Origin of the sequence: Novosphingobium mathurense, from assembly GCF_900168325.1 — a bacterium.
GTDB classification, from domain to species: domain Bacteria; phylum Pseudomonadota; class Alphaproteobacteria; order Sphingomonadales; family Sphingomonadaceae; genus Novosphingobium; species Novosphingobium mathurense.
Genome location: NZ_FVZE01000002.1, coordinates 299,608 through 323,819 on the forward strand (window position 1 = coordinate 299,608; position 24,212 = coordinate 323,819).

Genomic DNA, 24,212 nt, shown 5'->3' on the forward strand with positions numbered 1-24,212 from the left:
TTTCCCGGTTCAGGCCGAAGCTACGACATTGCGCGGTCCTGCTTCGGGTTGCAGGAGAAGCGCAAACTTACAGCGGGTTGCCGTTTTCGTCGCGATAGATGTCGCGGCGGCCGACGTGGTTGGCCGGGCCGACATAGCCGTCATTTTCCATGCGCTCCACCCACTTGGCCGCGGTGTTGTACCCCACGCCCATCTGGCGCTGCAGCCACGAGACCGAGACCTTCTGGTTCTCGAACACCAGCTGGCAGACCTGCAGGTACTTGCGCTCCTCGGGATTGTCCGAGGCGGTGGCGTTGAGATCGTCGAAGCCGAAGCTGCCTTCCTCGGGCTCTTCGGTGACAGCGTCGATGTACTCCGGCTTGCCCTGCGTGCGCCAGAAGTTGGCGACGTGTTCGACTTCCTCGTCCGATACGAAGGGGCCGTGGACGCGTTTGATCGGGTCGGTGTTGGGCTTGTAGAGCATGTCGCCCTTGCCCAGCAGCTGTTCGGCGCCCTGTTCGCCAAGGATCGTGCGGCTGTCGATGCGACTGGTCACGGCAAACGAGATACGCGTCGGCAGGTTGGCCTTGATGACCCCGGTGATGACGTCGACCGAGGGGCGCTGCGTGGCCATGATCAGGTGGATGCCCGCCGCGCGGCTCTTTTGCGAGAGGCGCTGGATGAGCACTTCGATTTCCTTGCCGACGGTGACCATGAGGTCGGCCAGCTCGTCGACGATCAGGACGATCTGCGGCAGCACTTCATAATCGAGCTGGTTTTCCTCGTAGAGTTCCTCGCCGGTTTCGGGATCGAAGCCGATCTGGACGCGGCGGCCCAGCGGCTTGCCCTTGGCCGCGGCGGCGCGGACCTTCTCGTTGAAGCTGGCGAGGTTGCGCACCGAAATCTCGCTCATCTGGCGATAGCGGCGCTCCATTTCCTCGACCGCCCACTTGAGCGCGCGCACGGCCTTGGGCGGTTCTGTGACCACCGGCGAGAGCAGGTGCGGAATGTCGTCGTAGCTCTTGAGTTCGAGGACCTTGGGGTCGACGAGGATCAGGCGGCACTGCGCCGGGGTCATCCGGTAGAGCAGCGAGAGCAGGATGCAGTTGAGGCCGACCGACTTGCCCGAGCCGGTGGTACCGGCGACGAGCAGGTGAGGCATCGTGGCAAGATCGGCGACGACGGGTTCGCCGGCGATGTCCTTGCCCAGGATGATCGGCAGCATGCCCTTGTGGTGGGCGAAGTTTTCCGAGCCGACCATTTCCTTGAAGGACACCATCTGGCGGTCGGCGTTGGGAAGTTCGATGCCCATGACCGTGCGGCCCGGGATCGAGGAGACGCGCGCCGAGATCGCCGACATGTTGCGGGCGATGTCGTCAGCCAGGCCGATCACGCGGCTGGCCTTGATGCCCGGGGCCGGTTCCAGTTCGTACATGGTGACGACCGGGCCGGTGCGCACGGCGGTGATCTCGCCCTTGACGTTGAAGTCGTCGAGCACGGTTTCCAGCAGGCGCGCGTTGCGCTCGAGGCTGAGCTTGTCGATCTTCTGGCCGGAATTGGCGGGCGGATCGGCGAGGATGTCGAGCGGCGGCAGCTGGTACTGGTCGAACAGGTCCTTCTGCTGGCTGCCGGTGCCCAGCTGCGCCGGGCGCGCAGGTGTTGTCGGGTCGACGATCTGCGGGGCCTTGCGGGCCGGTTCGTTGAGCGGGGCCGGGGCGGCGACACGCGGGGCCGGGGCTTCCGGCTTCGCGGTCTCCACTTCGCCCTCGTCCGACGTTTCGCGCGCGGCGGTGCGTTTCGCAGGCTTGGGCAGGGCGTCGCGAACCTGGCCGATACGGCCGGGCAGGGTCAGCAGGCGCCCCCAGTCGATGGCGAAGACCTTGCCGATCAGCGCGATACCCCCGGCGAGGAAGACTAGCGCAAGGGCAAGCTTGATCCATCCGCCCACGGCTTCGGGGGTGAACCCGGCGATGGCGCTGATCGCCTTGGCGCCGAGCAGGCCGGTGATTCCGCCCCAGGACGCGGGCAGGGTACCGCCCGGTTCGTCGATCCACAGCGACAGGACCGTCGCCACCAGGACCATCGCGAAGGCCAGCATCCCCACGGGACGCCACCAGCGCTGGTTGGAATGCTCGATCTCGTTGTCGTCTTCCTCGACCAGCAGCCACAGCTTGCGGGCGAAGACATAGAGCAGGGGCACGAACAGCGCCGCAACCGGGCCGAAGAAGAACAGCGCGCGCTCGGCCACCCAGGCGCCGGCAGCCCCCATCCAGTTCTGCACGTCGCCGCCTGCGGCAGTCGAGGCGGAAGGGTCGGTCTGGTGATAGCTCAGCAGGGCGAGCGCGAGGAACGTCATGGCCGCGAACAGGACCACGGCACCGCTCAGTTCGGTTGCGCGGCGCAGGCTGCGCTTCAGGACTGCGCGCCAGTCCGGCTTGGCGATGCGCCGCCCGGGCGCCATGGGCCGTGTGGCCATTCGGAATTCCCCTGATTACAGGTCGTGATAATGCGCTTTGGCGGGACTCGCCGTCAAGAATGGATCGGGAACGACTTTGTGGGCGATTTTGCAAGCCCCTGAATCGCCGCCCATTTCCTGATCCGGGCAGAGCGTGCCCGATAGGCGTTCATTCCGCCCAGGGCGATGACCGGCATGCATGAGCGGGCCGCCATGAGGCGAAAACGCACCAGACCGAGGTGGGGCGCGCCGGGATGCGAGCGGGTCGGGAAGACCGGCGAAAGCAGCACGGCATCGGCGCGCGTGCGGTTCGCCTGCGCCAGTTCGCGCAGAGAATGAACGGTCGCGACGCGCAATCCGGTGGGGCCGCCCGCGAGCCTTTGCGGGGCTCCGTAGGCCCCGGCGGCCCGCCATCGCCTGGCTTCGCGCGGCGTACCGGACAGCACGACGAGATGACCATGCTTCCTGGCGATGCGCGCCAACTGTTCGAAGCGCGCGCGGCGCCGGGCAGGGGGCAGGCGATAATGGCGGAAGATGAAGCCCGATCCGCGCGGCAGTCGTGCAAGCGCGTGCGGCAACTGCGCGTCGATGCGTTCGTCGCTGACCAGCCATAGGTCGGGCAGGTTCATAGCAAGAGGCGGGTAGCGGATCGGCACGCAATCGCTATAGCAGCGGCCCATGGATCAACCAGACCTTACTCCCCTGCAGACCGTCCGGGCGAAGATCGCGCAAGCCGCGAAGATTGCGCACCGCAAGCCCGAGGCCGTCGAGCTCATCGCCATATCCAAGACCCACCCGGCCGAGCGGATCGTCCCGCTGATCGAAGAGGGGCAGCGCGTATTCGGCGAGAACAAGGTGCAGGAAGCGCAGGCCAAGTGGCCCGCACTGCGCGAGCGCTATGAAGGGTTGCAGCTCCATCTCGTCGGGCAGCTTCAGTCGAACAAGGCGGAAGACGCCGTGCAGCTGTTCGACTGCATCCATTCGCTGGATCGACCCTCGCTGGTGTCGGCGCTGGGCAAGGCGATGGCCAAGTTCGGTCGGCAGGTCCCCTGCTTCGTGCAGGTAAACATCGGTGAGGAAGAGCAGAAGGGTGGTTGTGCGATTGCCGATGTCCCCGCGTTGCTGGCCTCGGCGCGCGAGGCGCAGATCCCGGTGGTCGGCCTGATGTGCGTGCCGCCTCTCGGCATCGAGGCGGCACCCTTCTTCGCGCTGCTTGCCAAGATCGCCGCCGAGAACGGGCTGGACCGGCTCAGCATGGGCATGAGCGACGATTTCGAGACGGCGGTGATGCTCGGCGCGACGCATGTACGCGTGGGCAGCGCTCTGTTCGGCGCGCGCGGTTGAACCGGTGAATCCCTCCTCCTCGTGGGGGAGGGGCTGCATCAGGTGGCGCGGAAGGCCAGCAGCGAGAGGCCGAAGCCGGCGAACAGTCCGCCGGTCAGCCGGAGGAATGCGCGTTTCACGCCAGCGCGGTTCAGGTGGCGCGAGAGTGCGCGCCCGCTTCCGGCATAGACCGAATACCAGAACGCCTCGATCACCGCGAAGACGCCGACGAGGATGGCGAACTGCGGCACTTGCGGGCGGGCCGGGTCGATGAACTGCGGCAGGAAGGCAGCGGCGAAGACGATCGCCTTGGGATTGCTGATCGAGATCGCATAGCCGCCGCGGAACAGCGCCAGCCCAGAGATTTCGGGGCGCAGGTCCGGCGTTTCGGCCTCGTCCTCGCGAACCGGCGCACGCCAGGCCTTGACCGCCAGGAACAGGAGGTAACCCGCGCCGGCGATGCGAAGCGTAGTGAAGACGCCCGGCAGAGCGTGGAGCAGGGCGCCCAGTCCGACCGCCGAAGCGGCCAGCAGGGTGACGAGGCCGAGCAGGCAGCCGGCCATCGTCGCCACGGTGCGCTTCACGCCCAGCTCCACGCTGCGCGAGAGGACATGGAGCATGTTCGGTCCCGGGGTCGCGCTCAGGAGGAAGACCGCGACCGCAAAGATCCAAAGCGTATGAAGCGCCACAGGTGTGTCCGGCTTACTTCGGCGTGTCGAGTTCGTTGCCGGTGAGGGTCACGACATGCAGCAGGTTGGTCGAGCCCGGAACGCCGAATGGAACGCCAGCCAGCGTGACAAGCCGCGAGCCGCCGGCACCGAAGCCATGGCGCAGGGCCATGCGCTTGCCCTTGGCGATCATCTCCTCGAAGCTGCCGATGTCCCGTGTCGAGACCGTATGCGCGCCCCAGAGAAGGGCAAGGCGACGGGCCGTCTTCTGCGAGGGCGTGAGCACCAGCATCGGCGCGGCCGGACGTTCGCGGGCCACGCGGCGCGCCGAGCCGCCCGAACCGGTGAAGACGATGATTCCCTCGATTGGCAGCGTGTCGGCGATGGTCGCGCACGAAGCCGAAAGCGCGTCGGCCGTCGTCGCGTCGGGCGGCGTCTGCGCAAGGTGGACGCGCGCGTTGTAGGTCGAATCTCCTTCGACCTGCGAAGCAATGCGGTCCATGATCGTCACGGCCTCTACAGGCCACTGGCCCGCAGCGGTCTCTGCCGAGAGCATGACCGCGTCGGCGCCATCGTAGACCGCATTGGCGACGTCGGAGACTTCCGCGCGGGTCGGCGAGGGGCTGGTGATCATCGATTCCAGCATCTGGGTGGCGACGACGACCGGCTTGCCGTGTCCGCGCGTCATCTCGATTATGCGCTTCTGGATCGGCGGCACTTCTTCGGGATTCAGTTCGACGCCCAGGTCGCCGCGCGCGACCATGATGCCGTCCGACAGCTCGATGATCTCGTTCAGGCTCTCGACCGCGGCGGGCTTTTCGATCTTGGCCATCAGCGCGCCGTGGCCGCCCATCAGGCGCCGCGCTTCGGCAACGTCCTCGGGGCGCTGGACGAAGGAGAGGCCGATCCAGTCCGCGCCTTCCTGGACGGCGAAGGCCAGGTCGCGACGGTCCTTCTCGGTCAGCGCCGGGACCGGCACGATCGCGTCGGGAATGTTCACGCCCTTGCGGTCGGAGATCGGGCCGCCGACTTCGGCGCTGCACAGGATCGCGTCGGGTTCGGCACGAATGACGACGAGGCGAAGTTTGCCGTCATCGATCAGCAGGCGCTGGCCCTTCTGGAGCAGGCCGAACAGTTCCGGATGCGGCAGGCAGACGCGGTCGTCGTTGCCCGGTTCGGGATTGCGATCGAGCGTGAAATGCGCACCGTGGCGGATAAACGCCTTGCCGCCTTCGAACTGGCCGACGCGCAGTTTCGGCCCCTGCAGGTCGCACAGCACGGCGACCGGGCGCATCAGGTCCTTTTCGACCGCGCGGATATTGGCGATGGTTTCGCGGTGGGTTTCGTGATCGCCGTGGCTCATGTTGACGCGGAAGGCGTCGGCGCCGGCTCTCAGCAGCTTGGCGATGGTCTCCTTGTCACGGCTGGCGGGGCCGAGCGTTGCCAGGATCTTGACCTTGCGCGCGCGCTTGATGCCACGGTGATGGGGGGATCGACGGTTGGGGAGATTGGCCAAGTCGTTTCTGCCTCTTTCGAAGTTGCCGGGTCATATGGCAAAGGGCAGGTTACAAACCAAGGACGAATGGCAGGGATATGACCGAAGAATACGAAATCGCAGATCTTGACGACGCAATCGCGGCCGCTGCCTTCCGTCGGCTGGTACGTCATCTCCAGCAGCGCCATGACGCGCAAAACATTGATTTGATGGGACTTGCCGGCTTTTGCCGCAATTGCCTGGCCGACTGGATTCGCGATGCCGGCTTCGAAGGCGACAAGGCCGAGGCCCGCGCCCTGATCCATGGCATGCCTTTTGCCGAATGGAAGGACAAGTACCAGACCGAGGCGACGTCCGAACAGCTTGCCCGGATGGAGGAAAGCCTGAAGAAGAACGGCGGATCGCACTGATCGCTGGCCCCGCGTGCGGCAGTCCGGTCGCGCGCGGGCTTTTTCCGCGCCTGCAATTTCCACAGGTCCGGCTTTGCCCGAATCTCCGGCTGCGGCTATCAGCCCCGACCAATCGATTCACCATCCCAGTTTCCGGAGCTGACATCCCATGGCCGAAACCACCGACGATCGCCTGCGCCTGCTGATCGAGCGCGTCGAGCGCCTCGAAGAGGAAAAGAAGGGCATCTCGGACGATATCCGCGACGTCTACAACGAGGCCAAGGCCGTGGGCTACGACGTCAAGATCATGCGCCAGATCGTGCGCCTGCGGAAGATGAAGCCCGACGACCGCCGCGAAATGGACATGATTCTCGACACCTACAAGGCTGCGCTCGGCATCGACTGATCGGCTTGCGCGGCAGTCGCCGCGCTGCGGGACAGTGACGATCGAGGCTGACCTCGGCCCCGGCTTGCGCTAGGCATGCGCCACGAGCAACGCGCCGAGGAGAGAGCCGAATGATCGTCACTACCACCCCCGCCGTCGAAGGTCGCCCGGTCCAGCATTACCTGGGTATCGTCACCGGCGAGGTGATCGTCGGCGCCAACATCTTCCGCGATATCTTCGCCTCGATCACCGACATCGTCGGTGGGCGTTCGGGCAAGTACGAGCAGGTACTGCAGCGTGCCCGCAAGGAAGCCCTTGCGGAAATGGAAGCGGAAGCGGCGAAGCTGGGCGGCAATGCCGTCGTCGGCGTCGACCTCGACTACGAGGTGATCGGGCAGAGCGGGTCGATGCTGATGGTCAGCTGTTCGGGCACGGCCGTCGTCGTCTGAGGTCGTCGGGGGCGGTTGCCCTAGGCCATGCGCCTGTTGTAAGGGCGCGCGATCTTACCAGCCGGGAACCGGTTCCCGGCGATCCATAACGAAATCACGGGCGGACCCATGGCAGGCCATTCCAAGTTCAAGAACATCATGCATCGCAAGGGCGCGCAGGACAAAAAGCGCTCGGCGATGTTCTCCAAGCTTTCGCGCGAAATCACCGTCGCGGCCAAGATGGGCATGCCCGATCCGGACATGAACCCGCGCCTGCGCGCAGCCGTCAACGCGGCCAAGGCGCAGTCGATGCCCAAGGACAACATCCAGCGTGCGATCGACAAGGCGAGCAAGGGCGATGCCGAGAACTACGAGGAAGTGCGCTACGAGGGTTACGGCCCCGGCGGCGTCGCGCTCATCGTCGAGGCGCTGACCGACAACCGCAACCGCACCGCCACCAACGTGCGCACCGCCTTCTCCAAGAACGGCGGCAACCTCGGTGCGAGCGGCGCGGTTTCGCACGGCTTCGAACGCCTCGGCCTGATCGAGTACCCCGGCTCCGTGGGCGATGAGGACAAGGTCCTCGAAGCCGCGATCGAGGCCGGCGCGCAGGACGTGGAAAGCGACGAGGACAGCCACTCGGTCTGGACCGCGGTGGAAGACCTGCACGAAGTCGCCCGCGAGCTGGAAAAGGCGCTCGGCGAGGCCGAAGGCGTCAAGCTGGCGTGGAAGCCGAACATCAAGGTCGATGTCGATGCCGACACCGCCTCGACCCTGCTCAAGCTGGTGGACACGCTGGACGACGACGACGACGTCCAGACCGTCTGGGGCAACTACGAGATCTCGGACGAGGTCATGGAACAGCTGGGATGATCTTGCGCCGGGCGGATCTTCGCGTTCCGCCCGCAAGCCCGATCCCTGCCGGTCCCGCATAATGATCATCATCGGCCTCGATCCCGGCCTGACCTGCACCGGCTGGGGCATCGTCGCCAAGTCGGGCAGTCGGCTCAGCCACGTCGCCAACGGGCAGATCCGCACCGATGCCAAGGCGGCAATGGCCGACCGGCTCGTCGAACTCGACGCGGCCCTGACCGACGTGATCCTCCACCACCGGCCCGATGCGGGTGCGGTGGAGGAAGTCTTCGTCAACGTGAACCCGCAGTCCACGCTCAAGCTCGGTCAGGCGCGCGGCGTCGCCATGCTCTCGCTGGCACGCGCCGGGATGCCGGTGGCCGAATATTCGACCAAGGTCGTCAAGAAGGCGCTGGTCGGCACCGGCGGGGCTGAGAAGTCGCAGATCCAGGCCATGCTCAAGGTGCTGCTGCCCGGGGTGAAGCTGGCCGGAGAGGACGCCTCCGACGCTCTCGCCGTGGCGATCACGCACGCAAATATGCTCGGCAGCCACCGCTGAGGGCTAACGGTAAGCCGGTCCTTACAAGCCGTTCTTGGCAATCGCCTGCTGGTAGCTGTCTCGAACATCGCCCGTGCAAGAGCCTGCCCGCACGAAGAGGCAGGGGCTGTCCCCTGCGAGCGGGAGGCAGGCGCGGCGTTCGTATCCCTGTGGCAGCGGCGTATCCGAGTTGAGCACCAGCGCGTCGGCCGCCGCAGCAAGCCCCGGAGAGAGCGGCCGGTTGCCGGACAGGACACCTTCGGGCGCCAGCATCAGCGGTACGCGGCGGGGCAGCAGTGAGGGCACGACGTGGCTCTTGAACTCATAGGCCACGGCAATGCCGCAGACCTTGGGGTCCTGCGCCGCCAATCCGGCCAGGCGGGGAATCGCGCCGCCTCCGCGCCATGCGCTCGCCCCGCCGGTCATGGTGGCGGAAAAGGCAGACAGCAGGGCAATGGCACCGCACAGAATGGCGGCGCTGCGCAAGTTCCCGGGTTCCTGTCCGCGCCGATTCGCCAGCCAGTCTGCAAGGCGCACGAGGGCGATGGCGGACAGGATGACGAGGGTCAGCGTCGTCAGCCAGACGAATCGGTATTCCTTGTGGCCGATCAGGCTGTGCGCGATCAGGTTGGCCAGTGCTGCGAGCATGAGCGGGCGATAGCGCGGGCCGGCCAGCGCCGCGCCCACCAGTACCGGGGCAAAGACCGGCCAGAGATGCCGCTGGAGCATCCCGACATAGGCCGGCGGCGGTAAAGTGCCGAAGCGCGCGGCGATGCCTTCGCCGATGTTCTTCGAAATGCCGACCATGACCCAGCCGAAAGGCGGCAACCCGGCAGCAAGGTCGCTTGCCGCGCCGATCAGCAGCGCGACGAGGCCGCCGAGCGCGACCGGTACCCAGCGCGCACGGTCCATGCGCAGGACGCTCAGCGCCAGTACGGCCGCGAAGACCGCGTATTGCATGCGTACTAGCACGGCGAGGCCCAGCAGGATCCCGGCGAGCATGAGCGCGCGGCGCGAGGCGCGTGGATCGAGGAGCAAAGCCGCGCCCGGCAGCATGAGTGCGGCGCCCAGGCTCTCGGCCAGCATCAACTCGCTGAACAGCACGCTCTCCCACCAGACCGACGCTGCGAAGAGCGCCACCAGCGCGGCGGCGCGCGAGTGCAGGGCGCCAAGGCGATAGGCCGCGGGCAGGACCAGCAGGTTCAGGGCCAGGAACGCCGCGCGGGCAAGCGCCACGGGCATCATGGTGCCGGGCCCAAGCGCATGGCCGAGCCAGACCGGCAGGGCCAGCGCTTGCGGGATCAGCGCATTGCGCAGGCCCACGCGCCATTCCCAGGGGATCACGCCGTGTCCGGTGACGAAGCGGTTGGCCTGCTCGAGATACTGGAGCAGCTCATCCGAATAAGCGATGTCGTAAAGAGAGAATTCGCGCACCCGCAGGGCCAGCGCGGCGATTGCGGTGAGGACGACGAGCAGCTTCCAGCCCGAAGACGCGCGCTTCCACCGCTCCTGCGCCGATGTCCGGTCAGCCCGATCTTGCCCCATCGCGGCCATGCTTAGTCCTCGCCGGCGGGCTTGTCACCGGATTGCTTCTGCGGTGATCCACGGCTCTTGCGCCTTTGTCCTTGCCGCGCGACTCGCCCTTGTGCCATAGGAACAAACCATGATCGCCAAGCTTACAGGTCTGCTCGACGATACCGGCCCGGACTGGGCGATCATCGACGTCAACGGGGTGGGTTACCTCGTCCACTGCTCGGCCCGTACGCTGGAGCATCTGGGCATTCGCGGCGACAAGGTGGTCGTCCATACCGAAATGCAGGTTTCCGAGACCGACCAGCGCCTCATCGGCTTTGCCAGCGCGGCGGAGCGTAACTGGTTCCGCCTGCTGACGGCCGTGCAGGGCGTTGGCTCGAAGGTGGCGCTTGCGATCCTCTCGGCGCTCAACACCGAGGAACTCCAGCGCGCCTGCGCCGGTGGCGACGCCGCGATGGTCGCGCGCGCCAATGGCGTTGGCCCGAAGCTGGCAAGCCGGATCGTCAACGAGTTGAAGGAAAAGGCCGGCGGCATGCCGACCGCGCCGGGCTCTCCGGGCCTGGCGGCGTCTGCGATGCCTGCAGGATCGGTCAGCGCCGATGCGGTATCCGCATTGCAGAACCTGGGCTTCAAGCCCGCCATCGCCAGCGCCGCGGTAGCCCACGCGATGGGCGAGCTGGGCGAGGATGCCGACCTCAACGCCATCGTCCGCGTGGCCCTCAAGAGGGCGGCGGGGTGAAGCATAACGTTACCTCAGCACATCACCCTGAACTTGTCTCAGGGGCCATTCTTCCCCAAGCGACCACGGCATGACCGACAATCCCATTCTTTCCTCCTCCCGCCAGGCCGAAGACGCGGATGCGGCGCTGCGGCCCAAGACGCTTGAGGAGTTCGTCGGGCAGGCGGGCGCCAAGGACAACCTGCGCATCTTCATCGAGTCCGCCAAGTCGCGGCGCGAGGCGATGGATCACGTGCTCTTCTTTGGCCCTCCGGGTCTGGGCAAGACCACCTTGGCGCAGATCGTCGCGCGGGAACTGGGCGTGGGCTTTCGCGCCACTTCCGGCCCGGTCATCGCCAAGGCGGGCGACCTCGCCGCGCTGCTGACCAATCTTGAACAGGGCGACGTCCTGTTCATCGACGAGATTCACCGCCTCAACCCGGTGGTCGAGGAAGTGCTCTATCCGGCGATGGAGGATCGTGCGCTCGATCTCATCATCGGCGAAGGGCCGTCTGCGCGCTCGGTGCGCATCGACCTGCCGCCCTTCACCCTGATCGGCGCGACCACCCGGCAGGGCCTGCTGCAGACGCCCTTGCGCGACCGTTTCGGCATTCCCGTTCGCCTGCAGTTCTACACCGTGCCCGAACTGGAACACGTCGTCACGCGCGGCGCGGGGTTGCTTGGCATCGGCATGGACAAGGGCGGGGCGACCGAGATCGCCCGTCGTTCGCGTGGAACGCCGCGCGTGGCCGGGCGGCTGATGCGCCGGGTGCGCGACTTTGCGCATGTCGCGGGAAGCGACGTGATCACCCGGGCCATCGCCGACGACGCGCTGACCCGGCTCGAAGTCGATTCGATCGGCCTCGATGCGCAGGATCGGCGCTACCTTCACATGATTGCCGACATCTACAAGGGCGGGCCGGTCGGCGTGGAAACGTTGGCCGCGGGTCTGTCGGAACCGCGCGATACGATCGAGGAAGTGATCGAGCCCTACCTGATCCAGCTCGGGCTCGTCGCCCGCACGGCGCGTGGCCGTTGCCTCAACGATCTGGGCTGGAAGCACCTGGGGCTGACGCCGCCGGCCGGGCCGCAGGGTGGACTTTTCGATTCGGACCAATCCACTGACTAGGCTCGAAAAAGCGTCGGGGACGTTTACAAACCTGCCTTCCGGCAGTCCCGTTTCGGTACAGGCCTTTGGGTTTGATGATTAATTAACCGTGTTTCCCGGTTCGGGACGCCCGATTCACGGTTAATGCCGTTGTGGCGTTAAGCATTCTGCGTGTTCTCTGTGCCAGATGGACTGGTCGGTTAGCCATTCAGGCGGCCGCAATGCCCAGACGGAACAAAGAGAGCATCGCTTATGTCGGTTCGGATGGCCCTTGCGAAATTGTCTGCCTGCGCGGCAGGCTGCGCCATCATCGGTGGCGGCGCCGTCCACGTGGCGGAAACGCCCTCGAAGGAGGTGCAGTACCGCAAGGTCAAGCAGGCCAAGGTCGCTCAGCCCAAGCCGGTCAAGCGGGTGGCGAAGAGGGAACTCCCGCGCGAAACCAAGCGCGTGCGCAAGATCATCAAGCGGACTTGCTGCGAACAGCCCGAAGTGGCCATGGTGCCGCTGCCCCCGCCCTATATCCCGCCAGCCCCCCAACCGCCGGTCGGCGGTAGCGGTGGCGGCGTGCCGGTCGTGATCGGCGGCGGTCCGATGGGCGGTTTCGGCGGCGGCTTCTTCGGCGGCTTCTTCGGTGGCGGCGGCGGTGGCGGCGGCGGAAACGTCGTGATCAGTTCCACGACCAGCGGCGGCTCGACCTCGACTTCGACGGGCGGACTGACGACCACGGGGGGCTCCACCTCGACTTCCACCGGTGGCCTGACATCTACGACTACGGGCGGCTCGACCTCGACGTCCAGTTCGAGCGGCGGTGTGACATCGACCACGGGCGGCGTGACCTCGACCACGGGTGGCGTCACATCGACGACCTCGACCAGCTCCGGCAACGTCAGCAGCACTTCGGGCAACGTGTCGTCGACCTCCGGCAACGTTTCGACCAGTACCGGTGGTGTGACCAGCAGCTCCAGTTCCTCGTCCTCTTCTTCGTCGAGTTCCTCATCGTCCTCTTCGTCGAGTTCGTCGGGGGGTACGACTTCCAGCGGCGGGTCCAGCAGTTCCTCTTCCTCGTCGAGCAGCAGTTCCTCGTCCTCTTCCAGTTCGTCCTCGTCCTCGAGCAGCAGCTCATCTTCTTCGAGCAGTTCCTCGTCCTCCGGCGGTTCGACCAGCACCAGTTCGGGCGGGCACGAAGTTCCGGCCCCGCCGATGCTCATTCTGTTCGGAGCGGCTGCCGCGACAGTCGTCGGCCGACGACGCCTCTCAAGGGGCAAGTCGGAAGGCTGATACCCGGCATAAGCCCGTTCCAAGGGGGAAGGGCGGCACTTCGGTGCCGCCCTTTTTGTTTGGCAGGCGCCCCATGAAAAACCCCGCCCTGCGCGGTGCAGGACGGGGCTTTTTCTCTACCTGTCGGGCTGGGGCGATCAGGCCGCCAGCTTACGCAGCACGTACTGCAGGATGCCGCCGTTGTTGAAATATTCCACTTCGTTGGCGGTATCGATGCGGCACAGCGCGGTGAAGGTGAAGGTCGAGCCGTCCGGACGCGTCACTTCGACTTCGACGTCCTGACGCGGCTTGAGGGTGGCGACGCCCTTGATGGTGAAGGCATCGTCGCCGGTCAGGCCGAGGCTCTGGCGGGTGTCGCCGTCCTTGAACTGCAGCGGCAGCACGCCCATGCCGACCAGGTTCGAGCGGTGGATGCGCTCGAAGCTCTCGACGATGACGGCGCGAACGCCCAGCAGGTTGGTGCCCTTGGCCGCCCAGTCACGCGAGGAGCCGGTGCCGTATTCCTTACCGGCGACGACCACCAGCGGGGTGCCCTGCCCCTTGTACTTCATGGCGACGTCGTAGACCGGCATCACCTCTTCGCCGAAGCGCGAGATGCCGCCTTCGGTGCCCGGGACCATCTCGTTGCGGATGCGGATGTTGGCGAAGGTGCCGCGCATCATCACTTCATGGTGGCCACGGCGCGAGCCGTAGGAGTTGAAGTCGGCCTTGGCGACCTGGTGCTCCATCAGCCACTGGCCCGCGGGGCTGTCGGCCTTGATCGAGCCGGCCGGCGAGATGTGGTCGGTGGTGACCGAATCGCCGAGAATGAGCAGCGGCTTGGCTTCGATGATGTCGCTGATCGGCGCCGGGGTCATTTCCATGCCCTCGAAGTACGGCGGGTTGGCGACATAGGTCGATCCGGCGCGCCAGTTGTAGGTTTCCGAGCCGACGACGTTGATCGCCTGCCAGTGCTCGTCGCCCTTGTAGACATCGGCGTAGCGGGCCTGGAACATCGAACGGTCGACGCAGGCGGCCATGGTTTCGGCTACTTCGAGGTTGGTCGGCCAGATGTCCTTGAGGAACACGTCCTGGCCATCCTTGCCCTGACCGATCGGGGTGGTGGTGAAGTCTTCGACCACGGTGCCCTTCAGCGCATAGGCAACCACCAGCGGCGGCGAGGCGAGGAAGTTGGCGCGCACGTCGGGGCTGACACGACCCTCGAAGTTGCGGTTGCCCGAGATGACCGCCGAAGCGACGAGGCCGTTCTCGTTGATCGCTTTGCTGATCGGCTCGGCCAGTGGGCCGGAGTTGCCGATGCAGGTGGTGCAGCCGTAGCCGACGAGGTTGAAGCCGATGTTGTCGAGGTGCTTCTGCAGACCGGCCTTGTTGAGGTAGTCGGTGACGACCTGCGAGCCCGGAGCCAGCGAGGTCTTGACCCAGGGCTTGGGCTTCAGGCCCAGCTCGTCGGCCTTCTTGGCAACGAGGCCGGCGGCAATCAGCACGCTCGGGTTCGAGGTGTTGGTGCAGCTGGTGATGGCGGCGATCATGACGTCGCCGTCGGTGATCGAGAAGTCCTTGCCTTCGACCGGAACGCTCTGGCGCTCCTTCTTGTAGGTTTCGGCCATGTCCTTGTTGAACACGTCGTCGACCTCGGTGAGGATCACCTTGTCCTGCGGACGCTTCGGGCCGGCAAGCGAGGGCACGACGGTCGAGAGGTCGAGTTCGAGAGTCGAGGAGAAGATCGGCTCGGGCGCACCCGGCTCCATCCAGAAACCCTGCTCCTTGGCATAGGCTTCGACGAGAGCGATCTGCTCTTCCTCGCGGCCGGTGAGGCGCAGATAGTCGATGGTCTTGTCGTCGATGCCGAAGAGGCCGCAGGTCGCGCCGTATTCCGGGGCCATGTTGGCGAGCGTCGCACGGTCGGCAAGGCTCAGCGAGGCGAGGCCCTCGCCGTAGTATTCGACGAACTTGCCGACCACGCCATGCTTGCGCAGCATGTTGGTGCAGGTCAGCACGAGGTCGGTGGCGGTGACACCTTCCTTCAGCTGGCCGGTGAACTTGAAACCCACGACTTCGGGGATGAGCATGGAAACCGGCTGGCCGAGCATCGCGGCTTCGGCTTCGATGCCGCCGACGCCCCAGCCCAGCACGCCCAGGCCGTTGACCATGGTGGTGTGGCTGTCGGTGCCGACGCAGGTGTCGAAATAGGCGACCGTTTCACCGTTCTGGTCTTCGCTGGTCCACACGGACCGGGCGATGTTTTCCAGGTTCACCTGGTGGCAGATGCCGGTGCCGGGGGGAACCGCGTAGAAGTTGGAGAGCGACTTGGAACCCCACTTGAGGAAGTCGTAGCGTTCCATGTTGCGGTGGTATTCGATCTCGACGTTCTGCTCGAAAGCCTTGGGGTGGCCGAACTCGTCGACCATGACCGAGTGGTCGATTACGAGGTTCACGGGAACCTGCGGATTGATCTTGGAGGTGTCTCCGCCCAGCGTGGCGATCGCGTCGCGCATCGCGGCAAGGTCGACGACGCAGGGAACGCCGGTGAAGTCCTGCAGGAGCACGCGGGCCGGGCGGTACTGGATTTCCTCGCCGGTCACGGGGTTCTTCTGCCAGTCGGCAATCGCCTGGATATCATCGGTCGAGACGGTGAAGCCGCCGTCCTCGAAGCGCAGCAGGTTCTCGAGAAGGACCTTCATCGAGAAGGGCAGGCGCGAAACGTCGCCGATCTTCTCGGACGCTTTCTTGAGCGAGTAGAAGGCGACCTGCTTGCCGCCGACGGTCATTTTGCTGCGGGTACCGAGCGTATCCTGTCCGACTTGGGTCATGGTAGGCAATTTCCCCTTGGTTATGGAGCTTGCCTCCCTGATCGGGCGGCCCAGAGGGAATCGCGGGCCGTGCTGCAGTGCGACAAGCGGACTCGTTGCCCTGCGGATGCGCGCTCGAGGGTCTCAGGTCAAGAGGGGGCAACCTGCTACTAAAGGCCAGTTTTCGCGTTTCTGGCGCCGATCAGACAGCCGATGACGATGAGAACTGCGCCGAGCACCGTCGTTATGCCGACCTCTTCTCCGAACTGCAGCCAACCGAACAGGGCGGCCCAGAGAAAGGCGGTGTACTCGATCGGCAACAGCACCTGCGCTTCTGCGCGGGCATAGCCCCAGGACAGGAACAGGATCGCCATGGTCGCGAGGACAGCTCCCACCAGCGTCAGATGCAGGCTGGCAGCATCGGGCATGACAGTCAGCCAGGGGGAAAAAGTTAGCAATATCAATGCGACGATGAGGTTCTGGAACATGGCGATTTCAACCGGGCCAGCGACCAGTGCCTGCTTCCGCTGAAACACAAGGTTCAGGGCGTAGAACATGGCCGAGCCGAGGGTCGCAGCGACTCCTTCGATGGCCTGGGAGGAGTAGGTGCCGGTTCCCAAGCGACCTGCTCCGATAACGAGAACGCCGACAATGCCCATCGCCGCGGCCACGATGGCGCGCGGGCGAATGATTTCGCCAAGCAAAAGTGAGGCAAAGTAAAGCGCGACGATCGGAGCGATGAACGAAAGCGCGACCGCCTCCGCCAATGGGACCCGAACGACGCCGTAGAAGAACAGTGCGGCCATCGCGGTCACGATAGCGGCACGCTGCACGTGGACGATCAGGACGCTCCGGTCCGGCAGCGGACGCCCGGCGTAAAACCAGATCGGGAAAGTGAGTACGGTGCCGATAAGATAGCGGAAGAGTAACGCGCTGAAGACGCCGATCGCGATCGAGGCCCCTTTCATTGCCGCATCCATGGCGCTGAACGCCACAATTCCCATGCAGACAGACAGGACAGGCAGCAAGGTGGATACCGGCTTGATCGAATTCGCTTGCATCGCCATTCCTGTCGAGCCGGGTTCACTTGTGCGCAAGCAATTCATCGCAGGCTCAGGACAAATTCTTGAAGAGTAGGCTATGAGGGGGCAAATCGGGGCCGCAAGCGCCTCGTGGACAGTCCCTTGCGGCAGTTCCTTGGTTTTTTAGAGTTTCGGGCAGGTAACGAAGTATATGATGAGTTTCAAGCGGTTCGGCTTTACGGCGCTTTCGACAGCGATGGCGGCAAGCCTGATGGCCCAGCCAGTCCTTGCACAGCGCATCAAGACCGAGATGCCCGAGGACATCCTGCCTAAGCCGGCAACGGGCAGATCCGCGCCTGCCGCGACGGCAACGAAGGCCCCGGCCGCATCGCCAGCTCCGGCGACGATCCCGATGCAGTCCCCGGTCAAACCGGCGAGCCAGCAGCCCTTGCAGGGTGCGCCGGGCACGGCTCCGGAATCGGTCGTGCAACCGATCCTCCTGGCCGAGCCGGTCATGTCGTGGTCGCTGGCCGACGCCAAGGCGCTGCTGTCGACCATCGAATATATCGGCAAGGAAGGCCTGCTTCCGGCGGACTACCAGCCTGCGGCGCTCAAGGCCGCCATTGCCGGCGGCGAGAGCGATGCGCTCGATGCCCTGGCGAGCAAGGTCTTCGCCTGGCTGATCGAGGACCTGCGCGACGGTCGCACGCCGATGGATGCGCGGGTGCAGTGGTTCGCGGTCGATCCCGACCAGGACAACATGCCGACCGTGCAGATCATGGCGCAGGCCCTGTCCGATCATGATGTCCCGGGCGTTGTCGACAAGCTGGCGCCCACGGTGCCCGACTATGCTGCGCTCAAGGCTGAACTGGCGGCAACGCCGATGGCGAACAAGGCCAAGCGCGCGCTCATCCGCGCCAACATGGACCGTTGGCGCTGGCTCGCCCGCGATCTCGGCGATGTCTACCTGCTCACCAACGTGCCCGAGTTCCAGCTGCGCCTGACGGTCAAGAACAAGATCATCCGTACTTATCGCACGGTCGTCGGCAAGCCGGGCCGCACGGCGACGCCGCAGTTGGCCGAGACGGTCTCTGCGGTGGTCTTCAACCCGACCTGGACGGTGCCGCAGTCGATCGTGCAGGGCGAAGGCCTGGGCCAGAAGGTGCTGAACAACCCGCGCTGGGCGAAGGCGGCGGGCTACAAGGCCACCAAGGCCGCCGATGGGACGATTTACGTCGTCCAGCAGCCGGGGCCGAACAACTCGCTGGGCCTGATGAAGATCGACATGCCCAACCCGCACGCGATCTACCTGCACGACACGCCTGCCAAGCAGTACTTCGACGAGGACGTGCGCGCCTTCAGTCACGGCTGTATCCGCACCGAACGTGCGGTGGAGCTGGGCATGACCATGGCCATCCTCGGCGCCAAGATGCCGGCAGCCGAAGCGGCCGATATCTCGCGCTCGGGTGAATATACCAAGGTCGAGATGACCCGGACCTTCCCGGTGTACCTGACCTACTTCACCATCGCCCGCTCGATCGACGGGGAACTCAAGCAGTTCAACGACATCTACGGCCGCGACAAGCCGGTGCTCGACAGCTTCACCCAGGCGCGCCAGCTCAAGACCACCCAGCGGACCAGCGACGAAGAGATCATCGAGCTCGACAACCCGCTCTGAGCGGATCCTCGTAACATGCTGTAAGACATAGTGGTGCCGTCACCCCGGACCCGATCCGGGGCGACGCTTGCCGGGGGGCGCACGGGTGCAGTCGCCGCTGGGCGTCAGAACTGGCGGATCACCGCCAGGAAGGCATCGCCGTAGGCGTCGAGCTTGCGTGAGCCGATGCCGCCGATCTCGCCCATTTCCGCACGGGACGATGGCTGGACCGTCGCCATCTCGCGCAAGGTGGAATCGTGGAAGATGACGTAGGGCGGCACGCCCGCCTCTGCGGCGAGGTCACGGCGCAGGGCGCGCAGGGCTTCGAACAGCGGATTGCCGATGGGGTTGGCGCCGCCGTCCCGGCTGCTGCCGCCCCCGCGCCGCTTGCGCTCCTGCTTCGGGGGCAGGACGATCGGCACGCTTGCTTCACCCTTGAGGATTTCGCGCGCATCGCCGCCCAGCGCAAGGCCGCCGTGTTCGGTCGGGAGCAGGCTGCCGCGTGCCTGCAGTGCGCGGGACAGCGGCTTGAGCAGGGGCTTTTCGTCCTCGGTCATGATCCCGAAGACCGAGAGCTGGTCATGCCCGCGCTGGAGCACGCGGTCGTCGGCGATGCCGGCCAGCACCTTTTCCAGGTGGCCCAGTCCATAGGACTGCCCGGTACGATAGACGGCGGAAAGCAGCTTGCGCGCCAGTTCGGTGACGTCGGCAACGCCCGGGGGCTCGAGGCAGTTATCGCAATTGTCGCAGGTCGGCGCGGGTTCCTCGCCGAAGTGGCGCAGCAGCACGGCGCGGCGGCATTGGGCGGTTTCGACCAGACCCGCCAGCGCGTCGAGCCGTTGGCGCTCTGACTGCTGGCGGCGTTCTTCCACTTCCGACAGACGGATGCGGGCGCGGGCGAAGTCGTCCGCGCCCCAGAACATCACCGCGATCGAGGGATCGCCGTCGCGCCCGGCGCGTCCGGTTTCCTGATAGTAGCCTTCGATCGACTTGGGGATGCCGGCGTGGGCGACGAAGCGCACATCAGGTTTGTCGATGCCCATGCCGAAGGCAACCGTTGCGACCATCACCATGTCTTCGCTGGCGACGAAGGCGGCCTGGTTGCGGGCGCGCACTTCGGGCGAGAGACCGGCGTGGTAGGGCAGCACCCGCCGACCGGTGGCGGCCAGCGTCTCGGCGAGTTGCTCGACGCGGGCGCGGGTCGGGGCATAGATGATACCGGGGCCGGAGTTCTCTTCGAGCAGCGCCTTGAGCTGGCGTGCGGCATTCTCGCGCGGGCGGATCGCATAGCGGATGTTGGGGCGGTCGAACCCGGCGACGATCAGCCCGTTCTCGGCAATGCCGAGCTGGGCGAGGATGTCTGCGCGGGTATGGTGATCCGCGGTTGCCGTCAGGGCGAGACGCGGCACTTCCGGAAATGCATCGAGCAGCGGGCGCAGCAGCCGGTAGTCGGGCCGGAAATCGTGCCCCCATTCGGAAACGCAGTGGGCTTCGTCGATGGCGAAGAGCGAGACACGCGCCTTGGAAAGCAGTTCGCGGAAATGCGGCTGGCTGGCGCGTTCCGGGGCGACGTAGAGCAGATCGAGTTCGCCCTCGCGGAACCGGTCGATGGTCACTTCGCGGTCGGTATCGGCGCTGGTGAGGGTCGCGGCGCGGATGCCGTTGGCCGTGGCCGAGCGCAACTGGTCGTGCATCAGAGCGATCAGCGGGCTGACGACGACGCAAGTGCCTTCCAGCATCACCGCCGGAAGCTGGTAGGTCAGCGACTTGCCCGCGCCGGTGGGCATGACCGCCAGTGTCGACTGGCCGGACAGCACGCGCGAGACGACGTGTTCCTGCACACCGCGAAAGGCGGTGAAGCCGAAAGTGGCGTGAAGGGCATCGAGCGCGTCAGGAAGCAGGTCGGCAGCAGGCACGGCGCGGCTTATGGCAGACGCGGCCATGGCCTGGGAACCGCCCGGAGGTTAATTTTCCGCCGTTGCGGTGTTCGGCCTGCGAAGTTTTTGCGCTCCGGCTGGCGTAAACCGGTCCGATCCGGGGCATGTGGGATAAATCACAGCAGGGCTGTGCAGACGCGCACAGACCCGCTGGGCCCCTCGCGCCATAGTGGGTTCATCGAGAGACAAGCCCCGGCAAGCGGGCTGCACATGCGAGGGATCAAGCACATGGAACCGACTGCAGGAAAGATTTTCGGAATGATCGGCGGGGCAGTCCGCATGGCTACTCAGGGCGCCCTGGCCCCGGTCCCGGCAGGCATGCCGCGCTGGACCGCCGCGACCGGTCGTTTTCCCGTTCCCGGCCACCGACCGGGTCAGGCCGGCCGCTAAGCCAGTCTGTCGTGGGGGGACGGGTTCCGGGCGCGGGGGCAGCCCGGAACCCGTTAAATTGCGGGCCCTTTGGGTTCCTGAACGCAGGGACGTCAGTCGAGGTTGGGACGCAGCCAGCGTTCGGCGGTCGCCAGTTCCACCCCGCGCCGCCCGGCGTAGTCCTCCAGCTGGTCGCGGCCGATGCGCGCGACTCCGAAGTACTGGCTTTCCGGGTGCGCGAAGTAGAATCCCGAAACTGCGGCGGTGGGCAGCATTGCCTGGCTTTCGGTCAGCGTGATCCCGGCGTTGTCCTGCGCCTTGAGCAGGTCGAAAAGGATCGGCTTGAGCGAGTGGTCCGGGCAGGCCGGGTAGCCGGGAGCCGGGCGGATGCCTCGATATTCCTCGCGGATCAGCGCTTCATTGGTGAACTGCTCATCAGGCGCATAGCCCCACAAGGTGGTGCGCACGTGGCTGTGCAGGCGTTCGGCAAAGGCTTCGGCGAAGCGGTCGGCCAGCGCCTTGAGCAGGATGTCCGAATAGTCGTCGTGCGCCGCCTGGAAGCGCGCAAGGTGCGGTTCGATGCCGTGGATGCCGACCGCGAAGCCGCCGAGCCAGTCGTCCTGCGTGTCGACGAAGTCGGCAAGGCAGAAGTTTGCCCGGCTGCGCGACTTCTTGAACTGCTGGCGCAGGAAAGGCAGGCGTGTGCCGTCTTCCAGCAGAACGTCATCGCCTTCGCGGTGAGCGGGCCAGAAGGCGCAGACGCCCTTTGCCGTCAGCCACTTCTCGCTGACGATCTTTTCCAGCATCGCCTTGGCATCGGCAAAGAGGTTGCGGGCGCTTTCGCCCACCACTTCGTCCTCGAGGATCGCCGGGTAGGTGCCGGCCAGTTCCCAAGCGCGGAAGAAGGGCGTCCAGTCGAACGTCTCGACAAGGTCGGCAAGGTCCCATTCCCCGAACACGTGCAGCCCGGGCTGCACCGGCGCGGGGGCCTTGTCGGCGAAGGCGGGCTTGAAGGCATTCTCGCGGGCATCGGCCAGCGGCAGGAGGTCCGACTGGCCCTTGCCCTCGCGCGCCTCGCGCACCTTCTGGTAGTCGATCGCGACCGAGGACTTGAAGCCTTCGGCCTGCGTGTCCGACAGCAGCTGCGAGGCGACGCCGACTGCGCGGCTGGCGTCGAGCACGTGGATCACCGGGCCTTCGTAGGCCGGGTCGATGCGCAGTGCGGTGTGGACCTTGCTGGTGGTCGCGCCGCCTATCAGCAGCGGAATGTTCATCTTCGCGCGCTGCATTTCCTCGGCCACGGTCACCATCTCGTCGAGTGAGGGGGTGATGAGGCCGGAAAGGCCGATGATGTCCGCATCGTTCTCGTTCGCGCTTTCGAGGATCTTCGACCAGGGAACCATGACGCCAAGGTCGATCACTTCGTAGCCGTTGCACTGCAGGACGACGCCGACGATGTTCTTGCCGATGTCATGGACGTCGCCCTTGACGGTGGCCATGATGATGCGGCCCTTGGCCTTGGCGCCTGCTTCCTTTTCCGCCTCGATGAAGGGGATGAGGTGGGCGACGGCCTTCTTCATGACGCGCGCGGACTTGACCACCTGCGGCAGGAACATCTTGCCCGAGCCGAACAGGTCGCCCACGACGTTCATGCCGTCCATCAACGGGCCCTCGATCACCTCGATCGGCCGTCCGCCCCGGTCGGCCGCGGCCTGGCGCGCTTCCTCGGTATCCTCGACGACATAGGCGTCGATGCCCTTTACCAGCGCATGCTCCAGCCGCTTGGTCACTTCCCAGCCGCGCCATTCCTCGGCGGCCTTTTCGGCGGCCTTGTCCTGGCCCTTGAAGCTCTCGGCCAGTTCGATGAGGCGCTCGGTCGCATCCTCGCGGCGCATCAGGATCACGTCTTCGCAGGCTTCGCGCAGCACCGGGTCGATCTGGTCGTAGACGTCGAGCTGGCCGGCATTGACGATCGCCATGTCGAGCCCGGCCGGGATCGCATAGTAAAGGAAGACCGAGTGCATCGCCCGGCGCACCGTCTCGTTGCCGCGGAAGCTGAACGAGAGGTTCGACAGGCCGCCCGAAAAATGGACGTGCGGGCAGGCTTCGCGGATTTCCTTCACCGCTTCGATGAAGTCGAGCGCGTAGCGGTCATGCTCCTCGATGCCGGTGGCGACGGCGAAGACGTTGGGATCGAAGATGATGTCCTCGGGCGGGAAGCCGATGCCGGTCAGCAGCTTGTAGGCGCGCTTGCAGATCTCGACCTTGCGCTCCTTGGTGTCGGCCTGGCCGGTCTCGTCGAAGGCCATGACCACCACGGCGGCGCCATAGGTCATGCACTTGCGTGCCTGTTCGAGAAACTGGGCCTCGCCTTCCTTCATGCTGATCGAGTTGACGATCGGCTTGCCCGAGACGCACTTGAGGCCAGCCTCGATCACCTCCCACTTCGAGCTGTCGATCATCACCGGCACGCGCGCGATGTCGGGCTCGGCGGCGATCAGCTTGAGGTATGTGGTCATCGCCTCGACGGCGTCGAGCAGGCCCTCGTCCATGTTGACGTCGATGACCTGCGCGCCGTTCTCGACCTGCTGGCGCGCGACTTCGACGGCGGCGGGATAGTCGCCGGCCATGATCAGCTTCTTGAACTTCGCCGATCCGGTGACGTTGGTGCGCTCGCCGACATTGACGAAACGGGCAGATGAAGGTGTCGCGGTCATTGTTTTTCTCGTTGAATCACTGTGCCGGAGCGGGCGTGAGCACACGCGCCAGTACGAAGTCGTCATAAGTCTTGCCGCCGACATCGAAGCGGCGGGTGCCGATCGTCTCGAAGCCGTGCTTGGCATAGAACGAAAGGGCGCGGCGGTTGTCTTCCTTAACGCCGAGCAGGAGTCGTGCATGGCCCGATGCCGCGGCGACGACCGCCTGCATCAGGGCGCTGGCAAGAACCGTGCCCTGGTAGCGCGAGAGCATGTAGATGCGCTTGAGTTCGAGATCGCCGGCATGCGCCAGTTCCAGTTCCGGTGCGCATACCATGGCATAGCCGACCGGCGCGTGGCCCGGTTCGACTTCCGCAAGCCAGGCCTTGGCGCCCTTGGCAAGATAGGCGCGATAGGTCTCGGCGCTGTGCTGGTGCACGCAGTGGGCGATGATCCCGCTGCCGTCGACGACACCGGCGAAGCTCTCGAGAAAAGTTGCCGAACCGACGAGGGAGAGGGCCTCCGCGTCTTCGGGACCTGCCTGTCGGATGCGCCAGATGGGAATGTCGTCCATCGCCTGCGTTCCTGCTTCC

At 65.7% G+C, this 24,212-nt stretch carries 21 protein-coding genes; 10 read left to right on the top strand and 11 right to left on the bottom strand.

Going from position 1 to position 24,212, the window contains the following annotated elements; translation table 11 throughout:
- Positions 1-67: 67 nt before the first annotated feature.
- On the bottom strand, positions 68-2,455 hold the full coding sequence (locus tag B5483_RS08300) for a DNA translocase FtsK (protein ID WP_079730048.1): 2,388 nt from the start codon (positions 2,453-2,455) through the stop codon (positions 68-70).
- 53 nt (positions 2,456-2,508) lie between these two features.
- A complete protein-coding gene (locus B5483_RS08305) occupies positions 2,509-3,063 on the bottom strand; it encodes a thiamine phosphate synthase (RefSeq protein WP_079730049.1) in 555 nt (184 codons plus the stop codon).
- A gap of 49 nt (positions 3,064-3,112) precedes the next feature.
- On the opposite strand from B5483_RS08305, the gene B5483_RS08310 reads away from it, so the two are divergent.
- Positions 3,113-3,778, top strand: coding sequence for a YggS family pyridoxal phosphate-dependent enzyme (locus tag B5483_RS08310; RefSeq protein WP_054946649.1), 666 nt, complete (start codon positions 3,113-3,115; stop codon positions 3,776-3,778).
- Positions 3,779-3,816: 38 nt separating this feature from the next.
- On the opposite strand, the gene B5483_RS08315 is transcribed toward B5483_RS08310, so the two are convergent.
- Both B5483_RS08315 and pyk read right to left on the bottom strand, forming a co-directional pair.
- Positions 3,817-4,446: a LysE family translocator gene (locus B5483_RS08315; protein WP_079730050.1), complete on the bottom strand. Its 630-nt coding sequence runs from the start codon at positions 4,444-4,446 to the stop codon at positions 3,817-3,819.
- A 13-nt stretch (positions 4,447-4,459) separates the two neighbouring features.
- The gene (gene pyk / locus B5483_RS08320; RefSeq protein WP_054946651.1) at positions 4,460-5,941 is read right to left on the bottom strand and encodes a pyruvate kinase; all 1,482 of its coding nucleotides are present in this window, start codon (positions 5,939-5,941) and stop codon (positions 4,460-4,462) included.
- A 77-nt stretch (positions 5,942-6,018) separates the two neighbouring features.
- Between pyk and B5483_RS08325 the strand changes: the two genes are divergently transcribed.
- The 5 genes from B5483_RS08325 to ruvC all read left to right on the top strand — a co-directional run bounded on the left by B5483_RS08325 (position 6,019) and on the right by ruvC (position 8,533).
- On the top strand, positions 6,019-6,330 hold the full coding sequence (locus B5483_RS08325) for a DUF1244 domain-containing protein (protein ID WP_079730051.1): 312 nt from the start codon (positions 6,019-6,021) through the stop codon (positions 6,328-6,330).
- A 148-nt stretch (positions 6,331-6,478) separates the two neighbouring features.
- Positions 6,479-6,715, top strand: a complete 237-nt coding sequence (locus B5483_RS08330) for a DUF2312 domain-containing protein (protein ID WP_007012906.1) — start codon at positions 6,479-6,481, stop codon at positions 6,713-6,715.
- A 110-nt stretch (positions 6,716-6,825) separates the two neighbouring features.
- Entirely contained in the window at positions 6,826-7,143 is a 318-nt protein-coding gene (locus B5483_RS08335) for a heavy metal-binding domain-containing protein (RefSeq protein ID WP_054946653.1), read from the top strand.
- Between the two features lie 108 nt (positions 7,144-7,251).
- Positions 7,252-7,995 (top strand): YebC/PmpR family DNA-binding transcriptional regulator, encoded by a 744-nt coding sequence (locus B5483_RS08340; RefSeq protein WP_054946654.1) that lies wholly within the window; start codon positions 7,252-7,254, stop codon positions 7,993-7,995.
- A 61-nt stretch (positions 7,996-8,056) separates the two neighbouring features.
- Entirely contained in the window at positions 8,057-8,533 is a 477-nt protein-coding gene (gene ruvC, locus B5483_RS08345; RefSeq protein ID WP_054946655.1) for a crossover junction endodeoxyribonuclease RuvC, read from the top strand.
- A 21-nt stretch (positions 8,534-8,554) separates the two neighbouring features.
- Here ruvC and B5483_RS08350 read toward each other — a convergent pair whose 3' ends face one another.
- Positions 8,555-10,066: a glycosyltransferase family protein gene (locus B5483_RS08350; RefSeq protein WP_079730052.1), complete on the bottom strand. Its 1,512-nt coding sequence runs from the start codon at positions 10,064-10,066 to the stop codon at positions 8,555-8,557.
- A gap of 109 nt (positions 10,067-10,175) precedes the next feature.
- Here B5483_RS08350 and ruvA point away from each other — a divergent pair, with 109 nt between their 5' ends.
- Together ruvA and ruvB are read left to right on the top strand one after the other, a co-directional pair.
- Complete coding sequence (gene ruvA, locus B5483_RS08355) at positions 10,176-10,784, top strand: Holliday junction branch migration protein RuvA (RefSeq protein ID WP_079730053.1); 609 nt, start codon at positions 10,176-10,178, stop codon at positions 10,782-10,784.
- 70 nt (positions 10,785-10,854) lie between these two features.
- Positions 10,855-11,892 (top strand): Holliday junction branch migration DNA helicase RuvB, encoded by a 1,038-nt coding sequence (gene ruvB / locus B5483_RS08360; RefSeq protein ID WP_054946658.1) that lies wholly within the window; start codon positions 10,855-10,857, stop codon positions 11,890-11,892.
- Positions 11,893-12,386: 494 nt separating this feature from the next.
- On the opposite strand, the gene B5483_RS08365 is transcribed toward ruvB, so the two are convergent.
- The 3 genes from B5483_RS08365 to B5483_RS08375 form a co-directional block, all read right to left on the bottom strand.
- Positions 12,387-13,079, bottom strand: coding sequence for a hypothetical protein (locus tag B5483_RS08365; RefSeq protein ID WP_176167981.1), 693 nt, complete (start codon positions 13,077-13,079; stop codon positions 12,387-12,389).
- A gap of 207 nt (positions 13,080-13,286) precedes the next feature.
- Positions 13,287-15,959: an aconitate hydratase AcnA gene (acnA, locus tag B5483_RS08370; protein WP_079730054.1), complete on the bottom strand. Its 2,673-nt coding sequence runs from the start codon at positions 15,957-15,959 to the stop codon at positions 13,287-13,289.
- 149 nt (positions 15,960-16,108) lie between these two features.
- Entirely contained in the window at positions 16,109-16,966 is an 858-nt protein-coding gene (locus B5483_RS08375) for a DMT family transporter (RefSeq protein WP_342743659.1), read from the bottom strand.
- Positions 16,967-17,171: 205 nt separating this feature from the next.
- On the opposite strand from B5483_RS08375, the gene B5483_RS08380 reads away from it, so the two are divergent.
- Positions 17,172-18,638 carry a L,D-transpeptidase family protein gene (locus B5483_RS08380; RefSeq protein WP_079730055.1) on the top strand — a complete coding sequence of 489 codons (1,467 nt, stop codon included), beginning with the start codon at positions 17,172-17,174 and terminating at the stop codon, positions 18,636-18,638.
- A gap of 104 nt (positions 18,639-18,742) precedes the next feature.
- Here the strand turns inward: B5483_RS08380 and recQ are convergent, their stop codons facing one another.
- Positions 18,743-20,560 carry a DNA helicase RecQ gene (gene recQ, locus B5483_RS08385; RefSeq protein ID WP_079730056.1) on the bottom strand — a complete coding sequence of 606 codons (1,818 nt, stop codon included), beginning with the start codon at positions 20,558-20,560 and terminating at the stop codon, positions 18,743-18,745.
- A gap of 222 nt (positions 20,561-20,782) precedes the next feature.
- On the opposite strand from recQ, the gene B5483_RS23150 reads away from it, so the two are divergent.
- Positions 20,783-20,944, top strand: coding sequence for a hypothetical protein (locus B5483_RS23150; protein WP_156367353.1), 162 nt, complete (start codon positions 20,783-20,785; stop codon positions 20,942-20,944).
- Between the two features lie 92 nt (positions 20,945-21,036).
- Here the strand turns inward: B5483_RS23150 and metH are convergent, their stop codons facing one another.
- On the bottom strand, positions 21,037-23,640 hold the full coding sequence (metH, locus tag B5483_RS08390) for a methionine synthase (RefSeq protein WP_054946663.1): 2,604 nt from the start codon (positions 23,638-23,640) through the stop codon (positions 21,037-21,039).
- Between the two features lie 16 nt (positions 23,641-23,656).
- A complete protein-coding gene (locus tag B5483_RS08395; RefSeq protein WP_054946664.1) occupies positions 23,657-24,193 on the bottom strand; it encodes a GNAT family N-acetyltransferase in 537 nt (178 codons plus the stop codon).
- Positions 24,194-24,212: the final 19 nt, after the last annotated feature.